This is a genomic window from Paraburkholderia dipogonis (genome assembly GCF_042680985.1).
GTDB classification, from domain to species: domain Bacteria; phylum Pseudomonadota; class Gammaproteobacteria; order Burkholderiales; family Burkholderiaceae; genus Paraburkholderia; species Paraburkholderia phytofirmans.
This window is the reverse complement of sequence record NZ_JBHUFR010000008.1, coordinates 21,028-42,750: the sequence shown is the minus strand read 5'-3', so window position 1 is coordinate 42,750 and position 21,723 is coordinate 21,028. Positions and strand designations below refer to the sequence as shown.

Genomic DNA, 21,723 nt, shown 5'->3' with positions numbered 1-21,723 from the left:
CGGGGGCGGCGCGCACGCGTGCTCATAGGGTCAAGCGGTCAAGCGCTTTCGAGTTCGTTGACGAAGATCCGGCCATCCTTCATGACAAGCGGAATATGCTCGCCCTGACCTAACAGGCAATCGACGGACTTCAAAGGATTACCGTCGACCACCAGAACATCGGCATGAGCGCCCGGCATGATTCTGCCGAGCTTGTCCTGCATGCCGAGCACTTCCGCGCCAACGAGCGTCGCGCTCGCGATCACTTCGGCCGGCGACATGACGTCGGCCAGAATCCGGAACTCATCGCTTTGCAACCGCTGCGCCTCGCCGAGCAGATCCGTGCCGAAGCCCATCTTCACGCCGGCGCGCTTCATGATTTCGATCGAGTGCAGACCCGCGCCATGCACGTCCTCGACCTTTGCAATGCTGGCCGGCGGCAGTCCGTATTTCTCGCCTTCGCTTGCAAGGGCGTCGTAAGTGACGAGGGTCGGCACGACATACGCGCCGTGCTCCGCGACGAGGCGTGCGGTCTCCTCGTCGATCAGGTTGCCGTGCTCGATCGTGCGCACGCCGCACCGCACGGCGCGCGCGATCGCCGCGGGCGTGTAGGCATGCGCGAGCACATACGTGCCGCGTCCCTCTGCTTCGGCGACGATGGCGCGGATTTCGTCTTCCGAGTAACCGAAAGCGCCGACGGGATCCGTAGGCGAAGCCACCCCGCCGGACGCCATGATCTTGATCTGGTCCGCGCCCATCTGCAGTTCCTCGCGCACGGCGCGGCGCACTTCATCGACGCCGTCCGCCACACGGCCGAGCGCGCCCACGCGCACGCAGCATCCGCAGGGGGCATCGGGCGGCATGTAATCGGAGCGGGCGCGCGGGTCGGCGTGACCGCCCGTCTGGCTCAACGCGCGGCCGGACACAAAAAGGCGCGGACCTTCGATGAGTCCCGACTCGACCGCCTGCTTGAATGGATACCCTGCTCCACCCGCGTCGCGCACGGTGGTGAAACCGCGGCGCAGCATCGCGCGCATGATCGGCACGGCGCGCAGCGTGACGAGCACGTTGGGCAGCGTCGCCACGCGCGGCAAGTTGAATTCGATGGCAACGACATGCACGTGCAGATCGATCAGGCCCGGCATGATCGTTTTGCCTTTGACGTCGATCACCTGCGCTTTGCTGCTTTTGATCGGCTTGTCGGACACTTCGCGCACGAAGCCATCCTCGATGAGAATTTCAAAGCCTTCCAGCAGATCAGGACGGGTGGGATCGAGCAGCGCGCCGTTGCGTAGGACGAAGGTGGTCAACTGTTATCTCCTTCAGGTTTCGATCGCAGCGCCCGGCACACGAGCCTCGCTTCGAGTAGCGAGGCAGGCGTCTGGAAGCGCTGCCGGACTATTCATCAGGACAGATCTCGCACGCATTAAGTATGCGCTGATGAACCCGTGACGCAAAGCAGATCGAAAAAAGCTTTTCCCACATGTTGATCTTTCACGGGTCTGAGCATTAAGATGGGCACCTCGGCGCGCGACATGCCGTGCAAATGCACTGACGACATCGCGCAGCCGACACCACCGAATTGATCCTGCTCGCAAGTCGAGGCCAACGGATCAGGTTCCCAGCCAGGCAACAAGCTCAGCCAGGAGACGACGATGCTCAGTCCACACGAATTCGCGACCCTCATGTTGCTCAAGGATGCACCGGATCTGCTGAGTCTGGACGGTGCCGATCTGGAAGCGCTTCTGGAGCGCCAACTCGTGACGCTGGAAGACCTCGCTTCCGGGCAGCAACGCCCGCTCATTACCGCTGACGGACAAATATTTCTGAAGGCCGCCGCTCGCATCCTGAACGACGAATGACACGTATCGCTTGATCAGTTGCACAGTCAAGGAGTGTTGCATGGCCGAATCAGCGGCGGGAATCGTCGTGGGTCTATGCGGGTTGAGCGTCGCCATGCTGCTGGTCGCCGGACATTATTGGCGCGAGATGAGCCGGCGGCGGCAACTCAGGCGGATGGACCATCGCGACTGCTGGGAAGTGATGCGCCACCGGCGCTGAAGACGCGCTAGCCGGTCATGATCGGGCTGGCCGATGCGGTGCTTGTCGTGCACGCGCGGCTTGCGTTGTTCATCGTGTGCGGGTTCGTCGCGATCTGGCTACTTGAAAAAAGTATAAGTGGCGATGTAAGGCGAACTGCCCATCGCATGTTCGGCGGTGCATGGCGCGGTCGGTGCAACGCCGCCTGCGGTCATCGTGCGTTGCACGTAACGCACGTCGCTCAACATGCCTTTCGCGCCCGTGGAACGTGTTTCCAGCAATAGCTGTGGCACACCGTTCGGCGCTTCGCTCGGCATCTGCGCGAGAACATGGCCCACGATCCGGCTGCCGTCGCGGGCTTCCCACGAAGGTCCCGCCGAATGCTCGATCACCGCGTTCCCGCCCGTGTCGAACAAGGTGGCGCGCGGACTGCGGAACACCCAGCCGAGCGCGTGATTCGCATCGTATTCGCAAGAGTAAATCTGCACGCCGGATGCGGTCGTGCTCAGGAGCGCGCGTCCATCGGGTGGGTCGATCGGCGCGGCGCCGGCCGACGTGGCGACCACGGCCGACAGCCATACGGCACTGATCGAATGACGGGTTCTGCGTGACAAGCGAATCATTGCGATGCTCCTTCTGACGCGAAACGGTGAAAGCCTGTAACGGCTCGCCTCTCTCTTCAAACACGCGGCGTGACGTCGATGGGAACCGACGGCGGTTCGGGCGGCGCCGGTTTCGACTGAGCTCGAAACGCGCGTTGGCGAAGCTATCGTTGTGCAGGCGGCCGGTTCATCCGGGCTGCCGATACAACGCTTCACCATGACGATCTATTCCACGCTGCTTTGAAATCTCTTCCCGCAACCATCGGCGCAATCCGCTCGGCAACCGCGTTCAACGCGAGTATTGCAGCAAGAAACGGAAGGCGGCCGACTGCCTGCGCCCATATTGTTCATCGCAGAGGGCGGCGATGGCGTTTCCCTCGTTCAACCACATTCAATGAGGAATTCACCATGTCCAGAGAAGATGACAACAAGGCCGTCGTGGGCCGCTGGTTTACCGACTTCTGGGGCAAGACCTGCAACCTCGACATCGTCGACGAACTCGCCGCGCCCGACATGCTTCTTCAATACTCGCTGCACGAACCGCGCCGCGGCCGCGAGGACATCAAGGCGTTCATGAGCGGCTTTCGCGAAGCATTCCCGGACCTCAACTTCTGGGGCGCCGCCGATCTCATCGCCGAGGGGGACTATGTCGTCGGCCGTTGGGAGGGTGGCGGCACGCACACGGGTCCGGCGTTCCGCGACTTCCTCGTCGGATCGTTGCCTGCGGCGACTGGCCGGAGCATGCGCTTTACCGGCACGACCGTGTTACGGCTCAAAGACGGCATGATCGTCGAAGAAATCGGCCTGGACGACGGCGTGACCGCCCTGCAGCAGCTCGGCCTCATCAAGCCGGCGTGATCGACGACGCGGTGCGTCTGGTGTCGTTCGACGTCGCCATACGCGCCTGACGATACAACGGGCCGGTACATCGGCCCGTTGTATCGGAAGTTAGGCAAAGGGTCTGCCAGCAAAAACGCCCACACGCGCCGCTCACACCTCGCCGACCACCGCGGCATTGAGCGCCAGCGAGAGCGCACCAATTAGAACAAGACTCAACGCCCACACCGCATCCAGATTGAACCAGCTGCGCGACACGAACTTCAACCCCAGGTAACGATAGACCAGCCAGGCCAGAAGCCCACCGGCAACCATCATCGCGCAGGCATGCACGCCCGAAACGAGCAGCGCCATACCGAGGTTGGCTTCGATCAGGGTTTGCGCGGCCCGATGCCCTCGATCCATGTCATACGCGCTACACAGCCCGAGATAGATCGGCACGAGCATCAGGCCGGCGCCATGCGCGATGGCAACGGCGAACGACCACAGCGTGAGCCGTGACGGCGGAATTCGCACGAGGACACGCGGATGGCGTCGCCGGATCAGCAGAAACACGCCGAAGCCGATCACCAGCACACTGGCGCCGACCTGTATCGTGCGCTGCCACGCGAGCAGGATGGTTAGCATGGCGAACGGCAGCATCACCAGTAACACGGCCAGCACGTGTCCCAACGCGAGATAGACGAGCGCGCTGAACAGCGCCCGCGCGCGCCGCTCCATCAGAGCGCTCGACACTGCGAGCGGCCACCCCATCGCCGGGTTGATCCCGTGATAGACACCGCTCGCCAGAATGGCCAGCCACAGGCCGGTCTGCGACCAGCCTCCCCCAATCAAACGCCCACCGACGGGTAACAGAACGAATCGGTCGAGCAGTCTCCACCTTCGAGCCGGATCTGATGAGCGCGGTATCCGTCCGGAAACGTCACCCAATAGTCATCGGCCAACGCGAGGCCGCCGCCAGCTTCGGCCCGCGCCATGACCTGCGCCGCCGGCACGCCGTCCGGATAGAACTGGTTGTCCCACGTCGAATACAGCGAGTTGGTCCAGTAGACGCGCTTGCCGTCGCGGCTGATCTCCACCATCTGCGGGCCGCCCGCGAAGGTCTTGCCGTTCGTATGAGGCGTGCGCCGCGCGATCCCGCCGATATGCACCGAGCCCGTGAGCTTCGGCTTGCGGGGTTCCGTCACGTCGTACTGGCGCATCTCGCCGGTGCCCCAGCACGCGACGTAGAGGAATTTGTCGTCGATGGAGAGATCGATGTCCGTGACGAGCGGCGGCACCGCGCCGAAACCCTGCAGCAACGGGGGCAACTGATCGGTGGCCGCGGGCTCGGGTGGAATGGTCGCGGTCTTCTCGATGTGAAACTCACCACCTTCGCGCCACCAGGTCCAGATCGAGCCTTCCAGATTCGTCGTATCGACTACCACGCCGATAAACCCGTACTCGCGGCTCGGATCGTGCGCGGGCCGCACTTCGAGCGCCATCTGATGGTTCGCGCCGAGATCGAGCGTTTGCACGTTGCGCCGGCCCCGCAGATCCCAGAAGTGGATGCGGTGCCCGTATTTGTTCGACAGCAGATCCTCGGGGACGATGCCGTTCTCGAATTGCGGCGGCAACGCCCATTCGCTCGACACCATATAGTCGCGCGGCAGATTCCACCAGAAATCGTAGTGCTTCTCCTGCGTGCCGCGATCGATCTCCCAGCGGCCGAGCACCTCAAACGTTTCGCAATCCATGATAAAGATGCCCGGCGGCCCGTCGGTGCCATCTTCTCCTGCGCCGCCTAGCGTGCTGACGTAAATCCCTTCCGGCCCGCAGTGAATGGTATGCGGCCGCGAGTAGCCGGTTTTGCGGAAAATTTCCTCGGGCTCGATGATCTTGTGAATCTTCGCCTGGGTCGGATGCGGATGGGTGTCGACGATGTAGATGCGCGAAGACCGCATGCCCGGAATGATCAGATAACGCCGCTGGAGAAACGCGTGGCCGGTCAGCGGCGAAAGCGACGACGAGCAGGCATTCCAGCCGAAATGATGGAACTCGTCCCCCTTGTATGGCACCGGCACGGTGTGAACCACCTGGCTGTAAGTGGGCGAACCGGGCTTCACGTCGATCACGGCGAGCGCGTCGGGTTGCGAGAAGTCGGGGCTGAGAAGCACCGTGTAGGCGTACTCTTCCGCGGGCGCCTCCATCGCGAGTTTCGGTGACGCATGGAACGTGGGATCTGGGCGCATACCCATGGCGAGCTCTCCTTGTCTAACCGGTTCGGGACCAGGGCGTTCGCGTATTCACCGTTACCGACGGGCCGCTCGCCTTGTTACGGAACATCGTGTGTCAGTGAGATGCGCGGCCCGTTGGCGGCGGACCGTGGTGCAGCTTTAGATTTGTAGTCCACGGCGGCAGCGAGAGCAACCGGGAGTTTTTGCCAGATTTTTGTGCGGCGCAGCGTCAGTGGTATGCACGCGCCCTGCCGCACTATCGTACTCGTCGACGCGACCCGATGCGAACAGTGGACTTGATCCTGACTTCGCATGAATGGCTGAAGCGTTGCATGGTAGCCATCCGCTAGACGCCGGCAAAACGACGAATTTAACTATGCAAATCGGGATTGCGGCGCTTGCTTCGCGGTGCGCCATGCAACAGGGCTATGGGCAGCACGGTTCGCACTTCTGCAGATTTTCTTATCTGCAATGATTGGTTGGATTAGAGCGCACGCGAATCTAACGTGTAGTTCCTGCGGCAGGCGACTCTGCGGCCGGCGCACCGGTTATCCGCCGGCCTGAGCTCTTAGACCCGCTCCCATCCCTCGATTGGTATTTGCGCATGCGCTATTTCCATCTGCTGAAGTCTTTCGTCGCCGTGGCGACCCTCTCGCTTGCCGCGGCTCACGCCTATGCCGACAAGCCCGCGGTGATCCGTATCGGCGTCGCGCAACAAGGCACGGGCGATCCGCCCACCTTCGGCGGCTCGCCGGCGGCCACCGTGCAATTGCAGCAGTCGCTCGAAAAGGAATTCGCCGCCGACGGCATCAAGGTCGAGTGGCTGTTCTTCAAGGGTGCCGGCCCGGCGGTCAACGAGGCCATCGCCGACAAGTCGCTCGACTTCGCCTTCCAGGGCGACCTGCCCTCGGTGCTCGCCCGCGCCAATGGCCTGAAGACGCACCTGCTGCTCGTGTCGGGCGCACGCGTCGGCATCAAGGTAGCAGTACCCACCGATTCGGACGTGCATTCGATCAAGGACCTGAAAGGCCGGCGCGTGTCGATCTTTCGCGGCACCAATCTGCAACTCGTCGCCGACAACGCGCTCGCCGCCAATCAGTTGAACGAACGCGATCTGCGCGTGATCAATCTGGATACCGCCAGCTCGCTCGCGGCGCTGGCCTCCAAGGGTATCGACGCGTCGGTCAACGATTACCACGTGTACAAGCTGCGCGATCAAGGCCTCGCGAAGGTGGTCTACGAATCGCAGAACGACGGTCCGCAATTCACGCGGCAGTCGCATCTGCTGGTGGTCGACGACTTCGATCATGCGCATCCGGATATCGTGCAGCGCGTCGTCAACGTGTTCGTGCAAGGCGCGCAATGGTCCTCCGACGAAGCGAACCGTGATGCGCTCTTCAAACTGTGGGCCAAAAGCGGCGTGCCCTATTCGTCGTGGCAGGCCGAGTTCGCCAGTCAGAAGTTGAAGGACCGCAACTCGCCGTTGATCGATCCGTTCATCGTGGGGCGCTACAAAGCCGTCGCGACGGACGCACTGAACCTGAAGCTGATCCGCCAGCCGGTCGAGGTGGATGGCTGGTTCGAAACAAAATATCTCGACAACGCGCTGCGCACGCAAAAGCTCGACCACTACTGGACGCGTTACGACGCCGCCGGCAAGCCGCTCAGCTAACCCACCGGAGCGATCACGATGAGCGAAACCGCAATCCACGTCGAACGCGAACGGCTGGCGCCGTCCGATACGCAGCAAACGTCTCACGTTCCGCTGTTGCGCGAGCCGCGCGTGCGCGCGCTCGCGTGGCGGATCGCTCCGTGGGTGTTGCCCGCACTGCTGTTCGCGCTGTGGGCCGTGGGTTGCGAACGCGGCTGGATCGCCCCGCAGATTCTGCCGCCGCCCGAGCGCGTGTTCGAGACGCTGGTCGAATTGGCGAGGAGCGGCGACCTCGCGCGCAATACGCTGGTCAGTCTGCAGCGCGTACTGCTCGGTTTCGGCGCGGGCACGCTGCTCGGCTTTGCGCTCGGCGCGGCGCTGGGATTGTCACGCACGCTCGAAGCTTATGTGCTGCCGAGCTTCAATGCGCTAGTGCAAATTCCTGTGCTCGGGTGGCTGCCGTTTTTGCTGTTGCTCGTGGGCGTGGGCGAACCACTCAAATACATTCTGATCGCGCATGCGGCGCTCGTGCCGGTCACCTTGAGCACGCTGCAGGGATTTCGCCAGACACCCGCCGCGTTGAATGAAGTCGCGCGCGTATTCGAGTACAGCGGCTGGCAACGGATCGTCTATTTCGTGCTGCCCGCCGCTGTGCCGACGCTCGCCACGGGCATGCGGCTCGCGTTCACCAAAGCCTGGCTCGCGCTGGTGGTCGTCGAACTGGTCGCGTCTTCCGAAGGACTCGGCTATCTGATCGTCTACGGACGGCAACTCTTTCAACTCGATCTGGTGATGGCGTCGGTGGTCGTGGTCGGCGCGATCGGTTACGCGGTGAATCGCGCGCTCGATGCGCTCGAAGCGCGTCTGCGGCGCGGACAGCCATCGGCATTTCGCGAGTGACCGCATGAACGACGTACATATGGCGCCACACGCGAGGACACTACGATGAAGCTCTTCAAGCGTTCAAGTCAACCCGAACAGTCCGCCGGCGCAGCCTGCGATTGCAGCGCGCCCGCTTCCTTCCGACGCGCGGCCCAACCGCGCCGCCCGCTGCTGACACGCGTCGACTGGCGCGGCGCCGTCTTGCCCGTCATCGCGATTGCGATCTGGTGCGCCGTTTCGGCGGCGCACGTGAGCAAAAGCGGATTGCTCGTCAGCCCGGCGCAGGTTCTCGCCACCGCATGGCAGCAGATCGGGAGCGGCGCGCTATTGAAAGCGCTCTCGGCGTCGCTCGCGCGCGAGGCGAGCGGTTTCGTGATCGGTACGCTGGGGGGCCTGCTGCTCGGCAGCGTGCTCGGTTTCTCGCGGCTTGCCACACGCATGATCGGCCCGAGCTTCGACACCTTCAAACAGATCTCGCTATTTGCGTGGATCCCGCTGATTTCCGTGTGGTTCGGTCTGGGCGACGTGGCAAAAGTCGTGTTCCTCTCGCTCGCCGCGCTTCTGCCCATCACCGCGCACACTTGCGACGGCATCCACGCTGTGCCGCGCGCCTATATCGAAGTCGCGCGCGCCTTCCGTTACTCGCGATGGCAGCTCATCCGCGCCGTGATTCTGCCGGCCGCGCTGCCGTCGATTTTCACCGGCCTCTATCTCGCCTTGATCTATTCGTGGCTCGCCACGCTCGGCGCCGAATATCTGCTGGTGGCCGGCAGCGGCATCGGCAACACGCTGATCGACGGCAGCGAGCAGTTCCGCATGGATCTGGTGCTGTTCGGCGTGATCGTGATCGGCGTGACGGGCTGGGCGTTGAACGCGCTGGCGCGCGCCGTGGAGCGGGCCATCTTTGCGCGCCGGTTCCAGTCGGCCACGCGCTGAACCTGTAGACGACCATTCACTCTCCGGACCGTTCATGACTTCTTCCACGCTCTCCGACAGCATCGACATTCTTCACGTCAGCAAGCACTACGCGCAGCAAGGCGGCACGCCGCTCGCGGTGCTCGACGACATCAGCCTGCGCGTGCGCGCCGGCGAGTTCGTCAGCGTGCTCGGTTCGAGCGGTTGCGGCAAATCCACGCTGCTGCGATTGATTGCGGGACTCGACACCGACTATAGCGGCGAGATCGTCGTCGCGGGCGACCAGGTGCGCGATACGTCGCTCGAACGCGGCATCGTGTTCCAGGATCACCGGCTGTTTCCGTGGCTCACGGCGTCGCAAAACATTCTCGCCGCGCTGCGTAACGCGCCGCTTTCCGCACGCGAGAAACGCGAAGCCGTCGGCGAACATATCGACCTGGTCGGGCTCAAGGGTTTTGAAAATTCGTACCCGCATCAATTGTCCGGCGGCATGGCGCAGCGCGTGGCGATTGCGCGCGGTCTCGTGAATCGTCCGCGCGTGCTGTTGCTCGACGAACCGTTCGGCGCGCTCGACGCGCTCACGCGCGGCCGCTTGCAGAACGAGTTGCAGCGCATCTGGGAACACGAACGCATCACGATGATCATCGTTACGCACGACGTGGACGAAGCGCTTTACCTCGGCGACCGCGTCGTCACGATGGCGCCGCGACCGGGCCGCATCAAGCGGATCGTCGACGTCGCGTTGCCGCGTCCGCGTGAGCGCAACGATCCACGCTTCATCCGCTTGCGCGACGAAGTGCTGGCCGACTTCGCCGGGCACGACGGCGCGCGACGCGAACCTCGCGTGGACCGCGACGGCCGCGGTGACGATGGGCCACACGACGGCATGCGCATTCCAGTAGTGACTCCTTCGGTGAGTCCGCCGATCACGGAATGGCGGCTCGCATGGTGAAGCACGCCCTCTCCCCCACACACAACGAATCTTCATAGAGCAGACGATGAGCAGCGAAAAACAGCCGAAACGGCAGATCAGACTGGGCGCGTTCCTGATGGAGACAGGCCATCACATCGCCGCATGGCGGCATCCCGATGCACATGCGAGCGGCGGGCTCGACTTCGCGCACTACGCGGAACTCGCGCAGATCGCCGAGCGCGCCAAATTCGACGCGATTTTTTTCGCCGACAGCGTGAGCGTGCGCGACACGAATCTGCCTTCGCTGTCCCGCACCGCGCGCGCCGATCATTTCGAACCGTTGACCTTGCTGTCGGCGCTCTCCGTCGTGACGAAACACATCGGCCTGATCGCGACGGTCTCCACGACATTCAACGAACCCTATAACCTCGCGCGCAAATTCGCCTCGCTCGATCATCTGAGCGGCGGCCGCTCGGGCTGGAATCTCGTCACGTCGAGTACGGAATCCGAGGCGCTCAATTTCAGTTTCGAACGCCATCCGGAGCATGGGGTCCGCTACGAGCGCGCGCGCGAGTTCTACGACGTGGTGGCGGGTCTGTGGGATAGCTGGGAAGACGATGCGTTTCTCCGCGACAAGGAGAGCGGCGTCTACTTCGACCCGGGCAAGCTGCACGTGCTCGGCCACGCGGGCAAGCACTTCAAGGTGCGCGGACCGCTGAACGTCGCGCGTTCGCCGCAGGGATGGCCGGTCGTCGTGCAAGCCGGCGCGTCCGAGGCCGGGCGCGAACTCGCCGCGCAAACCGCGGAGGTGATTTTCGTCGCGCATCAAACGCTAGAAGAAGCGCAGTCGTTCTATCGCGACGTCAAAGGGCGTCTCGCGAAATATGGGCGCGCGCCGAATCATCTGAAGATCATGCCGGGCATTTTCCCGATTGTCGGCCGCACGCAGGAGGAAGCCGAGGAGAAATTCGCCGCGCTCCAGGACCTGATTCATCCGACCGTCGGTCTCTCGCTGCTGTCGAATATGTCGGGCGGCGTGGATCTCTCGCAGTATCCCGTTGACGGGCCGTTGCCTGAATTGCCGGAAACGAACGGCGGCAAGAGCCGTCAACGGCTGCTGTTCGACCTCGCACGGCGCGAGAACCTGACGATTCGCGACCTGTATCTGCGCATCGCGGGCGCGCGTGGGCATCAGCAGGTGGTCGGCACGCCCAGCAGCATTGCGGACCAGTTGCAGCAATGGTTCGAAGAAGAAGGCGCCGACGGTTTCAACATCATGTCGCCATGGTTGCCGGGCGGCTTGACGGAATTCGCCGACCTGGTGGTGCCGGAGTTGCAACGGCGCGGACTGTTCCGCACGGAATACGAGGGCAGCACGCTGCGCGAGAATCTCGGACTGCCGCGCCCTGCGAATCGTTATGCGTCGGCGACGCAGCAGGTGGCCGCGATAGCAAGCTGATCTGGCGAGCGCATGCACGCCGCAAGACACCTTCTCTCCACAAAGACATCAGGAAATCAGGAGCCTTTCATGAGTGCAGCCGCCGTTGTGGCATTGGCAACGCTTCAACCTGAACCGACCCATCGCCGCTATCCACACCGATACGCGGCAGCTTCGCTCCACTCGACGCGCCCCGCGCTTGCGGCTATCTTACGGACACGCACGCTCGAGGGGCACCACCATGGCGACGTTCCGCGGTCTCGTTGCAGTCTTGCTGATCACGTTGCTGTCCGCCTGCGCGAGCTTGCCGCCGCAGACCGGCCGCACCACGACGCACGCGCTGACCGACACGGACAGCACGCGTCTCGCCACCGCCTTCATCCCGCAGGAGCGCAAGCATCCCGAGAACAGCGCGTTCCATCTGCTGCCCAAAGGCGTCGATGCCCTGCTCGCCCGCATCGTGCTGGCCGAGACGGCCGAGCGCACGCTCGACCTGCAGTACTACATCTGGCACGACGATCTGACCGGCCGCCATCTGGCCGACGCGGTGCTCAAGGCCGCCGATCGCGGCGTCAGGGTTCGAATTCTGCTGGACGATCTGGGCACGGGCGCCGACGATAAAGTTCTGCTCGCCATCAGCTCACACCCCAACATCGAAATACGGCTCTTCAATCCGATCGCCAACCGGACCTTCAAGAAACTGGGGACCGCGCTCGAGTTCAGCCGGGTCAACCGGCGCATGCACAACAAGTCGCTGATCGCGGACAACCAGGCCGCGATTCTCGGCGGCCGCAATATCGGCGACGAGTACTTCGGCGCATCCAGCGAGGTCGATTTCGGCGACCTCGACGTGCTGACTTTCGGGCCTGTGGTGCACAAGGTCTCAAATGCCTTCGACGAATTCTGGAACTCGGACGCCGCGTACCCGATTGCCAGTCTGACCGGACATGCCGCCGAGCCGGACGCGCTGCCGGCCTATCGCGCGAAGCTCACGGCGTTCGTCGCGGCCGAGCACGATTCGCCGTACGTCACGCAGGCGCGAGCCCGCCTTCGCGACACGCTGCAAGCGCGCGACACTGACTTCTTTTGGGGCAAGGCGACGCTCCTCTACGACGATCCCGCTAAGATCACCCGCTCGCCTGGCGACCCGCAGGGGCATCTGCTATCGCAGTTCAATGCGTTGAGTGTCGAGCCGGCGAAAGAAGTGCTGATCATCTCGCCGTACTTCGTCCCCGGCAAAAAGGGCGTGGAATGGATGCGCGCGCATACGCGGCGCGGCGTGCGCGTCACGGTGCTGACGAATTCGCTCGCCGCCACCGACGTCGCCGCGGTTCACGCGGGATATCAGCGTTATCGCAGGGATCTGCTCGACGCCGGCGTGCATCTGTATGAATTGAAGCCTGCGCCGGACGATGACGCCGGCGAGAAGAAGAAATCGATTCTGGGTTCCTCGAAAGCCTCGCTGCATGCGAAGACCTATGTGTTCGACAGAAGCAGCATCTTCATCGGCTCGATGAATCTCGACCCTCGGTCGATTACGCTCAACACGGAAATCGGCGTGTACTGCGAAAGCGCCCCACTCGCCGCGCAAGTCGCGGATGGCGTCGAGCCGAAGCTGGATCAGCTCGCGTGGCGGCTCGAAACCCGTCCGGACGCCAACGGCAAGAGCAGGATCGTCTGGATCGACACCGCGCCGGACGGCACGGTCAGGGAACTCGACGAACCTGGTGTGTCGCGCATGAAGCGCGTCGGCATCTGGTTTCTGGGTTTGTTGCCGATCGAGTCGCAGTTGTGACGGGGCAGCCCGGGATGGGGCGCCCGCGCTACCGTTTGATCCTCAGATAGGCGCGGCTGATCGCGGGCCGCGTATGCACCCACAACCGCGAGGCCAGCCACGAAGCCGGCCTGTCACGTACTTCGAGGCGAGTGATCGAGCGCGCCGCGCCGTCGTCGCGGCCTGAATAGTTCGAACCCGTCTCGCACGTGTAGAAGTGCCGGAAGCCGGCCTCAGCGGCGATGCGCCGATAGTCCTCGTCGTGGTATCCCTGCGGCCAGCACAGATGATCCGACACGGCGCCCAGTTTCTGCTGGAGCGTGGCACGTGCGCTGGCGAGATCGCGTGTCAGCCCGGCGCACTTTTGCTCCGCATTGGCGGACACCCGATCCCACCGCACATGGCTATGCGTGTGGCTGTGAAATTCGAACGTGCCGGCTTCACGCATGGCGTCGATCTCCGACCAGCGCAGAATCGCGTGATCGGCTTCACCGTTTTCGATCGCCACCTCGCCATCGCGATGATTGAGCAACGCAGGCAGCGCGCCGCCCGAACGCGCGTGCGCACGCACCGGCCCTTCGCCGATCCAGCTCGTCACCAGAAAGCACAGCGCGGTCAATCCATGTGCCTGCAGAACCGGATGCGCGTGCACCCAGTTGTCGAGATAGCCGTCGTCGAAAGTCAGCACGACGGCCTTCTTGGGCAAGGGCTCGCCCGCCAGATAGGCCGACAGTTGCGCGCTGCCGATGGTCGTATAACCCGCGCCGGCCAGATACGCCATTTGCGCGGCAAAGTGTTCCGGCGAGACGGTGATCATGCCCGGCGACGTGCTGATGTGGTGATACATCAGCACGGGCACCGCGCGCGCGAACTTCGTCATGCCGCCGCCCGCCTTTCACCGTAGTAAGCGCGGCCGGCATAGATGCCGCGCGTGTAGCAGTCGATGGTCTCGTTCGCCATGGCGTCCACCGTGAAGCGGTTGTCGGTCTTCAGACGCGCGGCAAGCCCCAGGCGCGCGCGCAGGGGCGCGTCGTCGATCAGACGCGCGAGCGCGCTGCGCAATGAATCGATGTCATGCGCCGGCACGAGCAGGCCGTTCACGCCGTCGTCGATCAACTCGGGCACGCCGTCGACGCGCGTGCCGATCACCGGCAAACCCACCGCCATCGCTTCGATAAACGATTGTCCGAGCGCCTCCTGATGCGTCGGCAAAACGAACAGATCGCAGCCGCGCAGCACGTTGGTAATGTCCGTGCGAAAGCCGAGCAGGTGAATGCGATGCGCGAGACCCAAGCCGTCGACAATCGCCTTGATCTTCTCGAACCACACGCCGTCGCCCGCCATCACGACATGCAGATTGGGGCGCTCGGCCAGCATCGGCCTGACGGCTGCGATCAGATCCTCGTGGCCTTTCTTCTCGCGCACGATCGCCACCATGCCGGCGACCACCGCATCGGCGTCCAGCCCGAGTTCATCACGCAAGGTGGAACTGGTCGCCGCTTCCGGTTTCAGGATGCCGTCGTAGATCGTCTCCACGCGGTCTTGCTGCACGCCCGCGGAGATCAGATAGTCGCGCACATGATGGCTGACCGCGACCACGCGATGAGGAAGCCAGTTGTACGTGGCGAGCGACGTGATCGGCAACGCCAGATGCCGCGTGCGCACGATGAACGGCGTCCCCGCGAGCCGCCCCGCCATGCCGGCGACGAGGCTGTCATGGCCGCTGTGCGTATTCAGCACATCGAAGCGGCGGCGCGCCAGCAGCGAGCGGATCGTGAGCATGGAGCGCAGATCGCCGCCCGCGCGCATACGCGCGTGATGCACGGCAAAGCCGTCGGCACGCGCTCGTATACCGAGACGCGCGTCTTCCGGACACACGAGTTCGACGTTATGACCCAGCGCCCGCAAGGCGATCATCTCCTTGAGCGTGCGAACTTCCTGGCCTCCCCACCCCCGCGACGACTCGCTGTGGAGAACACTCAATGCTTTCATGCGCGAACTGACCTCCCAGACCACACCTGCGAACGACGGCCCGGCTCGTAATCGTTGGTAATATTTTCCCCGGACTGCTGCGACCCTAGGGCAAACGCTGTGTTCATGGGGGGAAGCGAATTAGAAGTTGCGTCGACCCGCGATGGGTGACCTCCGTGTTCAACGGACTGGCATGACTTCTCGTTGACAGGGAACTTTCAAGTCGTTGCAGGAGTATTTCGGTAGCCTCCGATTTTGTAAATAGCCAAACGTACCGATTGGGACGGATTGAACCGGCGCAAACGTTGTCGCGGAACGAGTGTTGGTTTTTGCGCAGTTGAAACGCTGAAAAAAAGCGGAGAACGTAGAAAGCGCTTGACTGGGGGGGTGGCGTTCAGGCTGCGTTGAAGGCGCTGCAGAAGCCTTATTTTTTACCGCAGCGGCGGGTGCGGTTTGGAGTGATCGAGGCGGACGGGATTGCGGCGGATCAAGCCGCCGCAATGTGCAACATGGAATAAATGGCAGATTTCATACGAGGATTAGTAGGAAACCGCGCAGGCGGTTTGCTTCCCTCATGACCTATGCAGGTTTCTGGTCCGCTTCGAGGAACGGCGTGATATGCCCCATCGCGCGCGATACGTAGTCTTCTTTCTCTCCCACGGGTGCGACGTAATGCAGTGCGCTCGCCGCTGCATCGATTCCTTCCATCCGGGCGATGATCCAGGCGGCAAGATACGCCGACGCGAGACATCCTCCGGCCGTCGCAATATTTCCGCTGACGAAAATCGGCTGATTCAGCACATCGATCCCGGCTTCCTGAACCCACGGTTTGGTCGTGAGATCGGTACATGCCGACACGCCATCGAGCAGCCCCAGCCTGGCAAGAACCAGCGTGCCGGAACATTGCGCGCCCAGCAGCTGCTTCGACGGGTCGAGTCGCAATTGCGCCATCAACTCACTATCGGCGACGACATCACGTGTGCGCACGCCGCTGCCCACGATCACCGCATCGGCATCGCAAGCCTCCTGCAAGGAAGCCTGCGCTTCGATGACCACGCCATTCATCGACTTCGCGCGCGCGGTGGGACAGGCGATCGACACTCGCCAACCCGGTTTCTTGACGCGATTGAGCACGCCGAGCGCGATGAGCGAGTCGAGTTCGTTGAAGCCTTCGAAGGTGAGGATAGCGATGTGCATGATGTCGTCCGTGAGCCAGGGGGCGCTGACTGTTTGCCGTCGCTTCAGGAGGCCGCGCCAACGACTCCCGGCCCGTCCCGCGACTGCGCGAACAGAGTTGCGATGTGCAATCGTATGGCCGAGAATCAATACAATCAAATAATTGTCATGGATACATTCGCGCATGCCCACGCCCCGCTACAAATTGCTGGTCGACAGAATGGCGATGGAGATTCGCAGCGGACGCCTCGCGCCCGGCACGCGTCTGCCGACTCACCGTCAGCTCGCCTCGCAGGAGGGACTCGCGCTCGTCACCGCGTCGCGGGTCTACGCCGAGCTGGACGCAATGGGATTGGTCAGCGGCGAAACCGGCCGCGGCACTTTCGTGCGGGAAATTGCCTTGCCGGCGCGCCTGGGCATCGACCAGCACGCCGGCGACGCGGGCTTGGCGGACCTCAATTTCAACAATCCGTCGCTGCCCGGCCAGGCCGAACTGCTCAGAAGCGCCTTGCGCCAGCTCGCGTCCTCCGGCGATCTGGATGCGTTACTGCGCTATCAGCCCCATGGAGGCCGGACGCATGAACGCGAAATCGTCGCGCGTCATCTGTCGTCTCGAGGACTAGCTGTCGAAAGCGCTCAGGTCGTGATCGTGAACGGCGCGCAGCATGGTTTGACCGCAACCGTTCTGGCGCTCCTGAAGCCCGGCGATGTCGTCGCGGTCGACGCATTGACCTACCCGGGATTCAAGGTGCTAGCCGAAACGATCCGGCTCGAACTGGCGCCGATTCCGGTTTCCGACCAGGGCCCCGACCTCAAGGCGCTCGAACGCTTGTGCCGAAGCAGAAAAGTGCGCGCCATCTACACGATGCCGACACTCCATAACCCGCTAGGCTGGGTCATGAACGCGCAGGCTCGGCACGAGTTGGTGTCGATTGCCCGCAAGCACGGGCTGCTCATCATCGAGGACGCCGCGTATGCCTTCCTCGCGGAAAACCCGCCGCCCCCCGTTGGCCGCGCTCGCGCCTGAAACGACGGTGTACGTCTCGGGTCTGTCGAAAAGCATCGCCACCGGCCTGCGAGTCGGCTTCGTCGCCGCGCCCGATCGCCGGGTCGCACCGCTCGAGCGTGCGATCCGGGCCACCACCTGGAACACGGCCGCGGTGATGACCGCCATTGCTTGCGGCTGGCTCGACGACGGCACCGTCACGCGCCTGGAGAGGGAAAAGCGTCGCGATGCGGCGCTCCGGCAATCGATGGCCGCCGAGGTGCTCGCCGGACTGCGGCGCGTTTGCCATCCCGCGTCCTACTTCGTCTGGCTTCCTCTCGCGGAAGAGGTTCGCGCCGACGTGGTAGCGATGGCGCTCGTGCGCGAGGGAATCTCTGTCTCGACGGCCGAACCTTTCTCGACTTCGGAGCATGTACCCCACGCGATTCGCGTGGCGCTGGGGTCCGTTGATCTGCCGGTACTTCGGGAGTCGCTGGAAACGGTTAAAAGCGTGATCGCCTCTTACACCTATTGAAGCGGCGACCGGTCAGTGTCACGTCGACAGACGCGCCGTTGAGAAATATTATCGATCCGCAGGCTGTTTTCGATCTGCAATTTTACGAGCGAGACCTCCGGCAACGTATGATTTCAACGACGATATTTTTTGCGTTGCCACGCGCGTGAATCCGCTGTCCGCTCGCAGACGTTCTGCCGGGAGGCCGGCGCCACGAAGCCTTCTTCTCACCATGACAAACGCAGACACCATCATGAAAGCTACCCCGGTTGTTGAAGACGCCATCTTCCACGCCCCGCGAGTCGCCGCCTTGCGGCAAGACCTTGCGCTGGCACTGCGCGCGGCCGCGCATCACGGCCTCGGCGAAGGCGTATGCAACCACTTCAGCATCGCACTGCCCGGCGACCAGGGCCTCTTTCTGCTGAATCCGCGCGGCTTGATGTGGCATGAAATCCAGGCGGACGACATCGTCATCGTGGATGGTCTCGGCAATCGCGTCGCCGGCCGGCATGAGGTCGAGCCTACCGCCATGTTCATCCACGCGGCGGTCCATGACATCGCGGGCAAGCACTGCGTGCTGCATACGCATATGCCCTATGCCACGGCGTTGACGTTGACAGAGGACTGTGGACTCGACACCACGTTATCGCAAAACGCCATGCGCTTTCACGGCCGGATCGCCCTCGACCGCGAATACAACGGCCTCGCGCTGGACGCCGCAGAAGGCGAACGCATCGCGCGCGCGATGAACGGCAGCGACATCGCGTTCCTCGGCAACCACGGCGTGGTGGTGTGCGGCGAGCGCATCGACTATGCGTTCGATGATCTTTACTATCTGGAGCGCGCTTGCCAGAGTCAGGTGCTGGCGCTTTCCACGGGGCGCGCGCTGAAGCCGGTGAACCCTGCCCTTGCGGCTCGCGTGGCACGTCAGGTGCAAAGCGAGCGAACGCAGTCGGAACTGTTCTTCGCGGCGTTAAGGCGCACGCTGGGCGAACCGGTATAGCGGCACATGCCGACCCGCGTAGGACAGTCACCGCACTTGAACCAGGGTTGCGGCCGCGCCGCGTTTCATGCAGAGTAGCAACTAGCGAACGACGAGGCAGCGAACCCAACCGGCTATCCGCCTCGATCATTCCGTCGCGGCATGTTCCGCTATCGATAGAAACGAGCACAGCACGAGCACCACTACATCATGCACTTTTTGAGCATTCTCCCGCAACGACCTCCGGTGCCCGCTATGGCGGCCGGAGTCTGCTCGAGAACTCAAAATGCGCGCGAAAAAGGCTAAGCACCCGCGCCTTGCATGAGAATCGATGATCCGGACGCCCCTTGCGGGCGTTTTTCATTTCAGGCCTGTTTTTACGCTGAATTCTGACTCCGGAGCACATCATGAAATTCTCGCAGCAATTTTTCGCCAACAGTTTCTTCGAGCAGGACAACACCCGTCTGGAACTGACCGATCTCGCCCGCAAGGCATGCCTCGTCCATCAGGACGCCGCGGGACTTTACTCCTGGATGTCGCTCGGTCTGAGAGCCCAGCGGCGCGTCGAGAGCGTCGTGCGCGAGGAGATGGAGCGCGCCGGCTTTTGCGAAATCCAGATGAGCCTGCTGCAGGACGCCGATCTGTGGCGGCAAACCGGGCGGCTCGATGCATACGGCGACGAGCTGATGCGGCTCACGAACCGTTCCGGCCGGCTATTCTGCCTCGGCGCCACGTGCGAAGAACTGGCCACGCAGATGGTTAGGACGCACTACAACCGGACGGACATGAGTCTGGGCCTCTATCAGTTCGGCAACAAGTATCGCGACGAACTGAGGACGCGCGGCGGCCTCGCGCGCGCCAAGGAGTTCATCATGAAAGACGGCTATTCCTTCAATGCCACGGAAGACGGTGCGCGCGCAGCGTACAGAGCCGTGCGCGAAGCCTATCTGCGCATCTTTCGGCGACTGGGGCTGGACGCCATCGTGAAGTCGAGCGACAACGGGGAAATCGGCGGGCAAAGTTCGGAGGAGTTTCATGTCGTGAGCGATCTCGGCGAAGACGAGACCGATGGGCAGACATCGCTTGAATGCGCGCACATTTTCGATCTGGGTGACCGTTACTCCAAGGCCATGGGGTTGGTGAACGCCAAAGGCGAATTCGTCAGAATGGGCTGTTTCGGCGTGGGCGTCTCACGCCTCGCCATGCTCCTGCTCAGCCGGCAGCGTGACGAGCGCGGCTTTTGGGGCAGCGAGTCGTTCAACACCTTCGACGTCGTGCTCACGGTCATCGACTGGGAGCGTCAGGAACGCCAGGAGGCTGCGGAAACGCTGCGGCGCGAACTACAGGCCGCAGGGTTGAGCGTGTTAATGGACGATCGCCTCGCGCAAGCCGGAAAGAAGCTCGCCGATGCCGAGTTGGTCGCGTGCCGGCAACGCGTGGTGGTCAGCGGTAAAGCGCTCGCATCGGGCCGTTTCGAGTGGATGGACCGGCGCACTCTTGCGCGTCGCGATGCGTCGGCGGCGCAGATCGTGACGCTTTGCGCGCGATAGCTCTGGCGCGTGTGCGTTTCGGCATGTGCTTCAGGGCGCGCGGCGGGCGGGCTCGTTTTGACATGGGGCGCGCCATGTCGACTGCCGCGCTTTCCCGCGCGCCCGGATTCGCGCTATTTGGGCTCTCGCATTGAAGGTCCAAAGAACTGCTTCAGCGCAGCCACTTGCGCACATCCTTTTCCCATTCCGGATCGCCGCAGCCCTGCGGATTTTCCGGTCCGAGCACGGTGATATAGCCTTTGGTCTTCATGCACGATTCGTACGCACGGACTTTCGTGCATTGCCCTGGGCCCGCGCTGCGCGACACCGCTTTGCATTGCTCGATCGTCCTGTCCATCGGACCGAAGTCCATGTCGTCCGCGCGGTTGAGCGTCGGCGCGTTTGCGCCCGACGCGGAGAACTCGACGGGACCGGTCTGTGCGCAGGCACTCAGCGCAGCGGCCAGGACGGCAATGAAGAGAAGGTGGACACGCGGTTGCATGGGCGACTCCTGTTTCGCAGAGGTTGCGAAATCATACGCTCACGTGCATGGATATATCGTTGCCTTTACCTCATGTAGAAGCGTTGAGCCTCATTAACACGTTTTTAACCTGCGCCCGGCCGTGTCATGATTGGGCTATCCGACCGGCGTGCGTCGATCCACGCTATGGATGCCCGAACCTTCGCCGGTATTAACCTCAACCGGAACCTTCGACACCGCCATGACCAAATCCACATCCACTTCGAACGACGCCCCCGGCACCGCTCTCGCCCGCCTGCACGCGCTCGGCCTCGCCCTGCCGAACGTGCCCGCTCCGCGCGGCGCGTTCAAACCGTTTTCACGCTCAGGCCAACTGATCTTTCTCTCTGGGCAAATCTGCGAGTGGGAAGGTGAAGTGAAATTCAGCGGCCCGGTCGGAGAGGTTCACGACCTTCAGGCCGGACAACAAGCCGCGCAGATCTGCGCGCTGAACCTGCTGGCAGCATTGCAGCTCGCACTGGACGGCGACCTGGACCGCGTGGTCTGTTGCCATCGCGTCGGCGGCTTCGTGTACGCAACGCCTGGTTATCCGGACGTGCCCAAAGTCATCAACGGTGCGTCCGATCTTTTCTTCGAGGTGTTCGGCGAACGCGGCCGGCATGCGCGCACGGCGGTCGGCGTCGCCACGCTGCCCGCCGCGGCGTCCGTCGAGGTTGAAGCGATCTTCGAGGTTCGTTAAGGCGTCAACGTGACGGCCGTCAGCGTGTGCTCTTTTTCCGGCGTGCGCTTCGGCTTGTCAGAAGCGCTACCCGTCGAAAAAATCCGGCAAGCATCACGC

Annotated in this window: 20 protein-coding genes and 1 pseudogene; 13 read left to right on the top strand and 8 right to left on the bottom strand. The window is 63.1% G+C overall.

Features of this window, described 5'->3' with window-relative positions:
* Nucleotides 1-38 precede the first annotated feature (38 nt).
* A complete protein-coding gene (locus ACFSNN_RS10205) occupies nucleotides 39-1,289 on the bottom strand; it encodes a metal-dependent hydrolase family protein (RefSeq protein ID WP_134455991.1) in 1,251 nt (416 codons plus the stop codon).
* Nucleotides 1,290-1,634: 345 nt separating this feature from the next.
* Here ACFSNN_RS10205 and ACFSNN_RS10200 point away from each other — a divergent pair, with 345 nt between their 5' ends.
* Nucleotides 1,635-1,841 (top strand): hypothetical protein, encoded by a 207-nt coding sequence (locus ACFSNN_RS10200; RefSeq protein ID WP_134455990.1) that lies wholly within the window; start codon nucleotides 1,635-1,637, stop codon nucleotides 1,839-1,841.
* Nucleotides 1,842-1,881: 40 nt separating this feature from the next.
* A complete protein-coding gene (locus tag ACFSNN_RS10195; RefSeq protein ID WP_166799220.1) occupies nucleotides 1,882-2,040 on the top strand; it encodes a hypothetical protein in 159 nt (52 codons plus the stop codon).
* Between the two features lie 98 nt (nucleotides 2,041-2,138).
* Here the strand turns inward: ACFSNN_RS10195 and ACFSNN_RS10190 are convergent, their stop codons facing one another.
* Entirely contained in the window at nucleotides 2,139-2,642 is a 504-nt protein-coding gene (locus tag ACFSNN_RS10190; RefSeq protein WP_134455989.1) for a DUF3455 domain-containing protein, read from the bottom strand.
* A 387-nt stretch (nucleotides 2,643-3,029) separates the two neighbouring features.
* On the opposite strand from ACFSNN_RS10190, the gene ACFSNN_RS10185 reads away from it, so the two are divergent.
* Nucleotides 3,030-3,479 carry an ester cyclase gene (locus tag ACFSNN_RS10185; RefSeq protein WP_134455988.1) on the top strand — a complete coding sequence of 150 codons (450 nt, stop codon included), beginning with the start codon at nucleotides 3,030-3,032 and terminating at the stop codon, nucleotides 3,477-3,479.
* 132 nt (nucleotides 3,480-3,611) lie between these two features.
* Here ACFSNN_RS10185 and ACFSNN_RS10180 read toward each other — a convergent pair whose 3' ends face one another.
* Both ACFSNN_RS10180 and ACFSNN_RS10175 read right to left on the bottom strand, forming a co-directional pair.
* On the bottom strand, nucleotides 3,612-4,292 hold the full coding sequence (locus tag ACFSNN_RS10180) for a hypothetical protein (RefSeq protein WP_134455987.1): 681 nt from the start codon (nucleotides 4,290-4,292) through the stop codon (nucleotides 3,612-3,614).
* Nucleotides 4,289-5,695: a selenium-binding protein SBP56-related protein gene (locus ACFSNN_RS10175; protein WP_134455986.1), complete on the bottom strand. Its 1,407-nt coding sequence runs from the start codon at nucleotides 5,693-5,695 to the stop codon at nucleotides 4,289-4,291. Before ACFSNN_RS10175 ends, ACFSNN_RS10180 begins: the two co-directional genes overlap by 4 nt.
* A 583-nt stretch (nucleotides 5,696-6,278) precedes the next feature.
* Between ACFSNN_RS10175 and ACFSNN_RS10170 the strand changes: the two genes are divergently transcribed.
* The 6 genes from ACFSNN_RS10170 (at nucleotide 6,279) to ACFSNN_RS10145 (ending at nucleotide 13,268) form a co-directional block, all read left to right on the top strand.
* The gene (locus ACFSNN_RS10170) at nucleotides 6,279-7,346 is read left to right on the top strand and encodes an ABC transporter substrate-binding protein (RefSeq protein WP_134455985.1); all 1,068 of its coding nucleotides are present in this window, start codon (nucleotides 6,279-6,281) and stop codon (nucleotides 7,344-7,346) included.
* An 18-nt stretch (nucleotides 7,347-7,364) separates the two neighbouring features.
* Entirely contained in the window at nucleotides 7,365-8,225 is an 861-nt protein-coding gene (locus ACFSNN_RS10165; protein ID WP_134455984.1) for an ABC transporter permease, read from the top strand.
* A 45-nt stretch (nucleotides 8,226-8,270) separates the two neighbouring features.
* Nucleotides 8,271-9,143 (top strand): ABC transporter permease, encoded by an 873-nt coding sequence (locus tag ACFSNN_RS10160; protein ID WP_134455983.1) that lies wholly within the window; start codon nucleotides 8,271-8,273, stop codon nucleotides 9,141-9,143.
* A gap of 34 nt (nucleotides 9,144-9,177) precedes the next feature.
* A complete protein-coding gene (locus ACFSNN_RS10155) occupies nucleotides 9,178-10,074 on the top strand; it encodes an ABC transporter ATP-binding protein (protein WP_134455982.1) in 897 nt (298 codons plus the stop codon).
* Nucleotides 10,075-10,120: 46 nt separating this feature from the next.
* Entirely contained in the window at nucleotides 10,121-11,494 is a 1,374-nt protein-coding gene (locus ACFSNN_RS10150; protein ID WP_134455981.1) for an LLM class flavin-dependent oxidoreductase, read from the top strand.
* 220 nt (nucleotides 11,495-11,714) lie between these two features.
* A complete protein-coding gene (locus ACFSNN_RS10145; protein WP_134455980.1) occupies nucleotides 11,715-13,268 on the top strand; it encodes a phospholipase D family protein in 1,554 nt (517 codons plus the stop codon).
* A 28-nt stretch (nucleotides 13,269-13,296) separates the two neighbouring features.
* Here ACFSNN_RS10145 and ACFSNN_RS10140 read toward each other — a convergent pair whose 3' ends face one another.
* From ACFSNN_RS10140 to ACFSNN_RS10130, 3 genes are all read right to left on the bottom strand, one after another.
* On the bottom strand, nucleotides 13,297-14,127 hold the full coding sequence (locus tag ACFSNN_RS10140; protein ID WP_134455979.1) for a polysaccharide deacetylase family protein: 831 nt from the start codon (nucleotides 14,125-14,127) through the stop codon (nucleotides 13,297-13,299).
* On the bottom strand, nucleotides 14,124-15,239 hold the full coding sequence (locus ACFSNN_RS10135; RefSeq protein ID WP_134455978.1) for a glycosyltransferase family 4 protein: 1,116 nt from the start codon (nucleotides 15,237-15,239) through the stop codon (nucleotides 14,124-14,126). The genes ACFSNN_RS10140 and ACFSNN_RS10135 overlap by 4 nt, the downstream gene beginning before the upstream one ends.
* 558 nt (nucleotides 15,240-15,797) lie before the next feature.
* Nucleotides 15,798-16,415: a DJ-1/PfpI family protein gene (locus tag ACFSNN_RS10130; RefSeq protein WP_134455977.1), complete on the bottom strand. Its 618-nt coding sequence runs from the start codon at nucleotides 16,413-16,415 to the stop codon at nucleotides 15,798-15,800.
* 163 nt (nucleotides 16,416-16,578) lie between these two features.
* Here ACFSNN_RS10130 and ACFSNN_RS10125 point away from each other — a divergent pair.
* The 3 genes and pseudogenes from ACFSNN_RS10125 (at nucleotide 16,579) to ACFSNN_RS10115 (ending at nucleotide 20,425) form a co-directional block, all read left to right on the top strand.
* Nucleotides 16,579-17,914 (top strand): annotated as a pseudogene (locus ACFSNN_RS10125) (aminotransferase-like domain-containing protein).
* Nucleotides 17,915-18,125: 211 nt separating this feature from the next.
* Nucleotides 18,126-18,896 carry an aldolase gene (locus ACFSNN_RS10120; RefSeq protein WP_134455976.1) on the top strand — a complete coding sequence of 257 codons (771 nt, stop codon included), beginning with the start codon at nucleotides 18,126-18,128 and terminating at the stop codon, nucleotides 18,894-18,896.
* Between the two features lie 386 nt (nucleotides 18,897-19,282).
* Nucleotides 19,283-20,425, top strand: a complete 1,143-nt coding sequence (locus ACFSNN_RS10115; RefSeq protein WP_134455975.1) for an aminoacyl--tRNA ligase-related protein — start codon at nucleotides 19,283-19,285, stop codon at nucleotides 20,423-20,425.
* A 151-nt stretch (nucleotides 20,426-20,576) separates the two neighbouring features.
* Here the strand turns inward: ACFSNN_RS10115 and ACFSNN_RS10110 are convergent, their stop codons facing one another.
* Nucleotides 20,577-20,906, bottom strand: a complete 330-nt coding sequence (locus tag ACFSNN_RS10110; RefSeq protein ID WP_134455974.1) for a hypothetical protein — start codon at nucleotides 20,904-20,906, stop codon at nucleotides 20,577-20,579.
* 220 nt (nucleotides 20,907-21,126) lie between these two features.
* Here ACFSNN_RS10110 and ACFSNN_RS10105 point away from each other — a divergent pair, with 220 nt between their 5' ends.
* A complete protein-coding gene (locus ACFSNN_RS10105) occupies nucleotides 21,127-21,624 on the top strand; it encodes a RidA family protein (RefSeq protein ID WP_134455973.1) in 498 nt (165 codons plus the stop codon).
* Nucleotides 21,625-21,723 lie beyond the last annotated feature (99 nt).

Excerpts from the sequence above, each read along its gene's own strand:
- ACFSNN_RS10120 (WP_134455976.1), top strand. The coding sequence starts at position 18,126 with ATGACAAACGCAGACACCATCATGAAAGCTACCCCGGTTGTTGAAGAC.
- ACFSNN_RS10110 (WP_134455974.1), bottom strand. The coding sequence starts at position 20,906 with ATGCAACCGCGTGTCCACCTTCTCTTCATTGCCGTCCTGGCCGCTGCG.
- ACFSNN_RS10195 (WP_166799220.1), top strand. The coding sequence starts at position 1,882 with ATGGCCGAATCAGCGGCGGGAATCGTCGTGGGTCTATGCGGGTTGAGC.
- ACFSNN_RS10155 (WP_134455982.1), top strand. The coding sequence starts at position 9,178 with ATGACTTCTTCCACGCTCTCCGACAGCATCGACATTCTTCACGTCAGC.
- ACFSNN_RS10170 (WP_134455985.1), top strand. The coding sequence starts at position 6,279 with ATGCGCTATTTCCATCTGCTGAAGTCTTTCGTCGCCGTGGCGACCCTC.
- ACFSNN_RS10190 (WP_134455989.1), bottom strand. The coding sequence starts at position 2,642 with ATGATTCGCTTGTCACGCAGAACCCGTCATTCGATCAGTGCCGTATGG.
- ACFSNN_RS10185 (WP_134455988.1), top strand. The coding sequence starts at position 3,030 with ATGTCCAGAGAAGATGACAACAAGGCCGTCGTGGGCCGCTGGTTTACC.
- ACFSNN_RS10200 (WP_134455990.1), top strand. The coding sequence starts at position 1,635 with ATGCTCAGTCCACACGAATTCGCGACCCTCATGTTGCTCAAGGATGCA.
- ACFSNN_RS10145 (WP_134455980.1), top strand. The coding sequence starts at position 11,715 with ATGGCGACGTTCCGCGGTCTCGTTGCAGTCTTGCTGATCACGTTGCTG.
- ACFSNN_RS10150 (WP_134455981.1), top strand. The coding sequence starts at position 10,121 with ATGAGCAGCGAAAAACAGCCGAAACGGCAGATCAGACTGGGCGCGTTC.
- ACFSNN_RS10140 (WP_134455979.1), bottom strand. The coding sequence starts at position 14,127 with ATGACGAAGTTCGCGCGCGCGGTGCCCGTGCTGATGTATCACCACATC.
- ACFSNN_RS10130 (WP_134455977.1), bottom strand. The coding sequence starts at position 16,415 with ATGCACATCGCTATCCTCACCTTCGAAGGCTTCAACGAACTCGACTCG.
- ACFSNN_RS10160 (WP_134455983.1), top strand. The coding sequence starts at position 8,271 with ATGAAGCTCTTCAAGCGTTCAAGTCAACCCGAACAGTCCGCCGGCGCA.
- ACFSNN_RS10105 (WP_134455973.1), top strand. The coding sequence starts at position 21,127 with ATGACCAAATCCACATCCACTTCGAACGACGCCCCCGGCACCGCTCTC.
- ACFSNN_RS10115 (WP_134455975.1), top strand. The coding sequence starts at position 19,283 with ATGAAATTCTCGCAGCAATTTTTCGCCAACAGTTTCTTCGAGCAGGAC.
- ACFSNN_RS10165 (WP_134455984.1), top strand. The coding sequence starts at position 7,365 with ATGAGCGAAACCGCAATCCACGTCGAACGCGAACGGCTGGCGCCGTCC.
- ACFSNN_RS10175 (WP_134455986.1), bottom strand. The coding sequence starts at position 5,695 with ATGGGTATGCGCCCAGATCCCACGTTCCATGCGTCACCGAAACTCGCG.
- ACFSNN_RS10135 (WP_134455978.1), bottom strand. The coding sequence starts at position 15,239 with ATGAAAGCATTGAGTGTTCTCCACAGCGAGTCGTCGCGGGGGTGGGGA.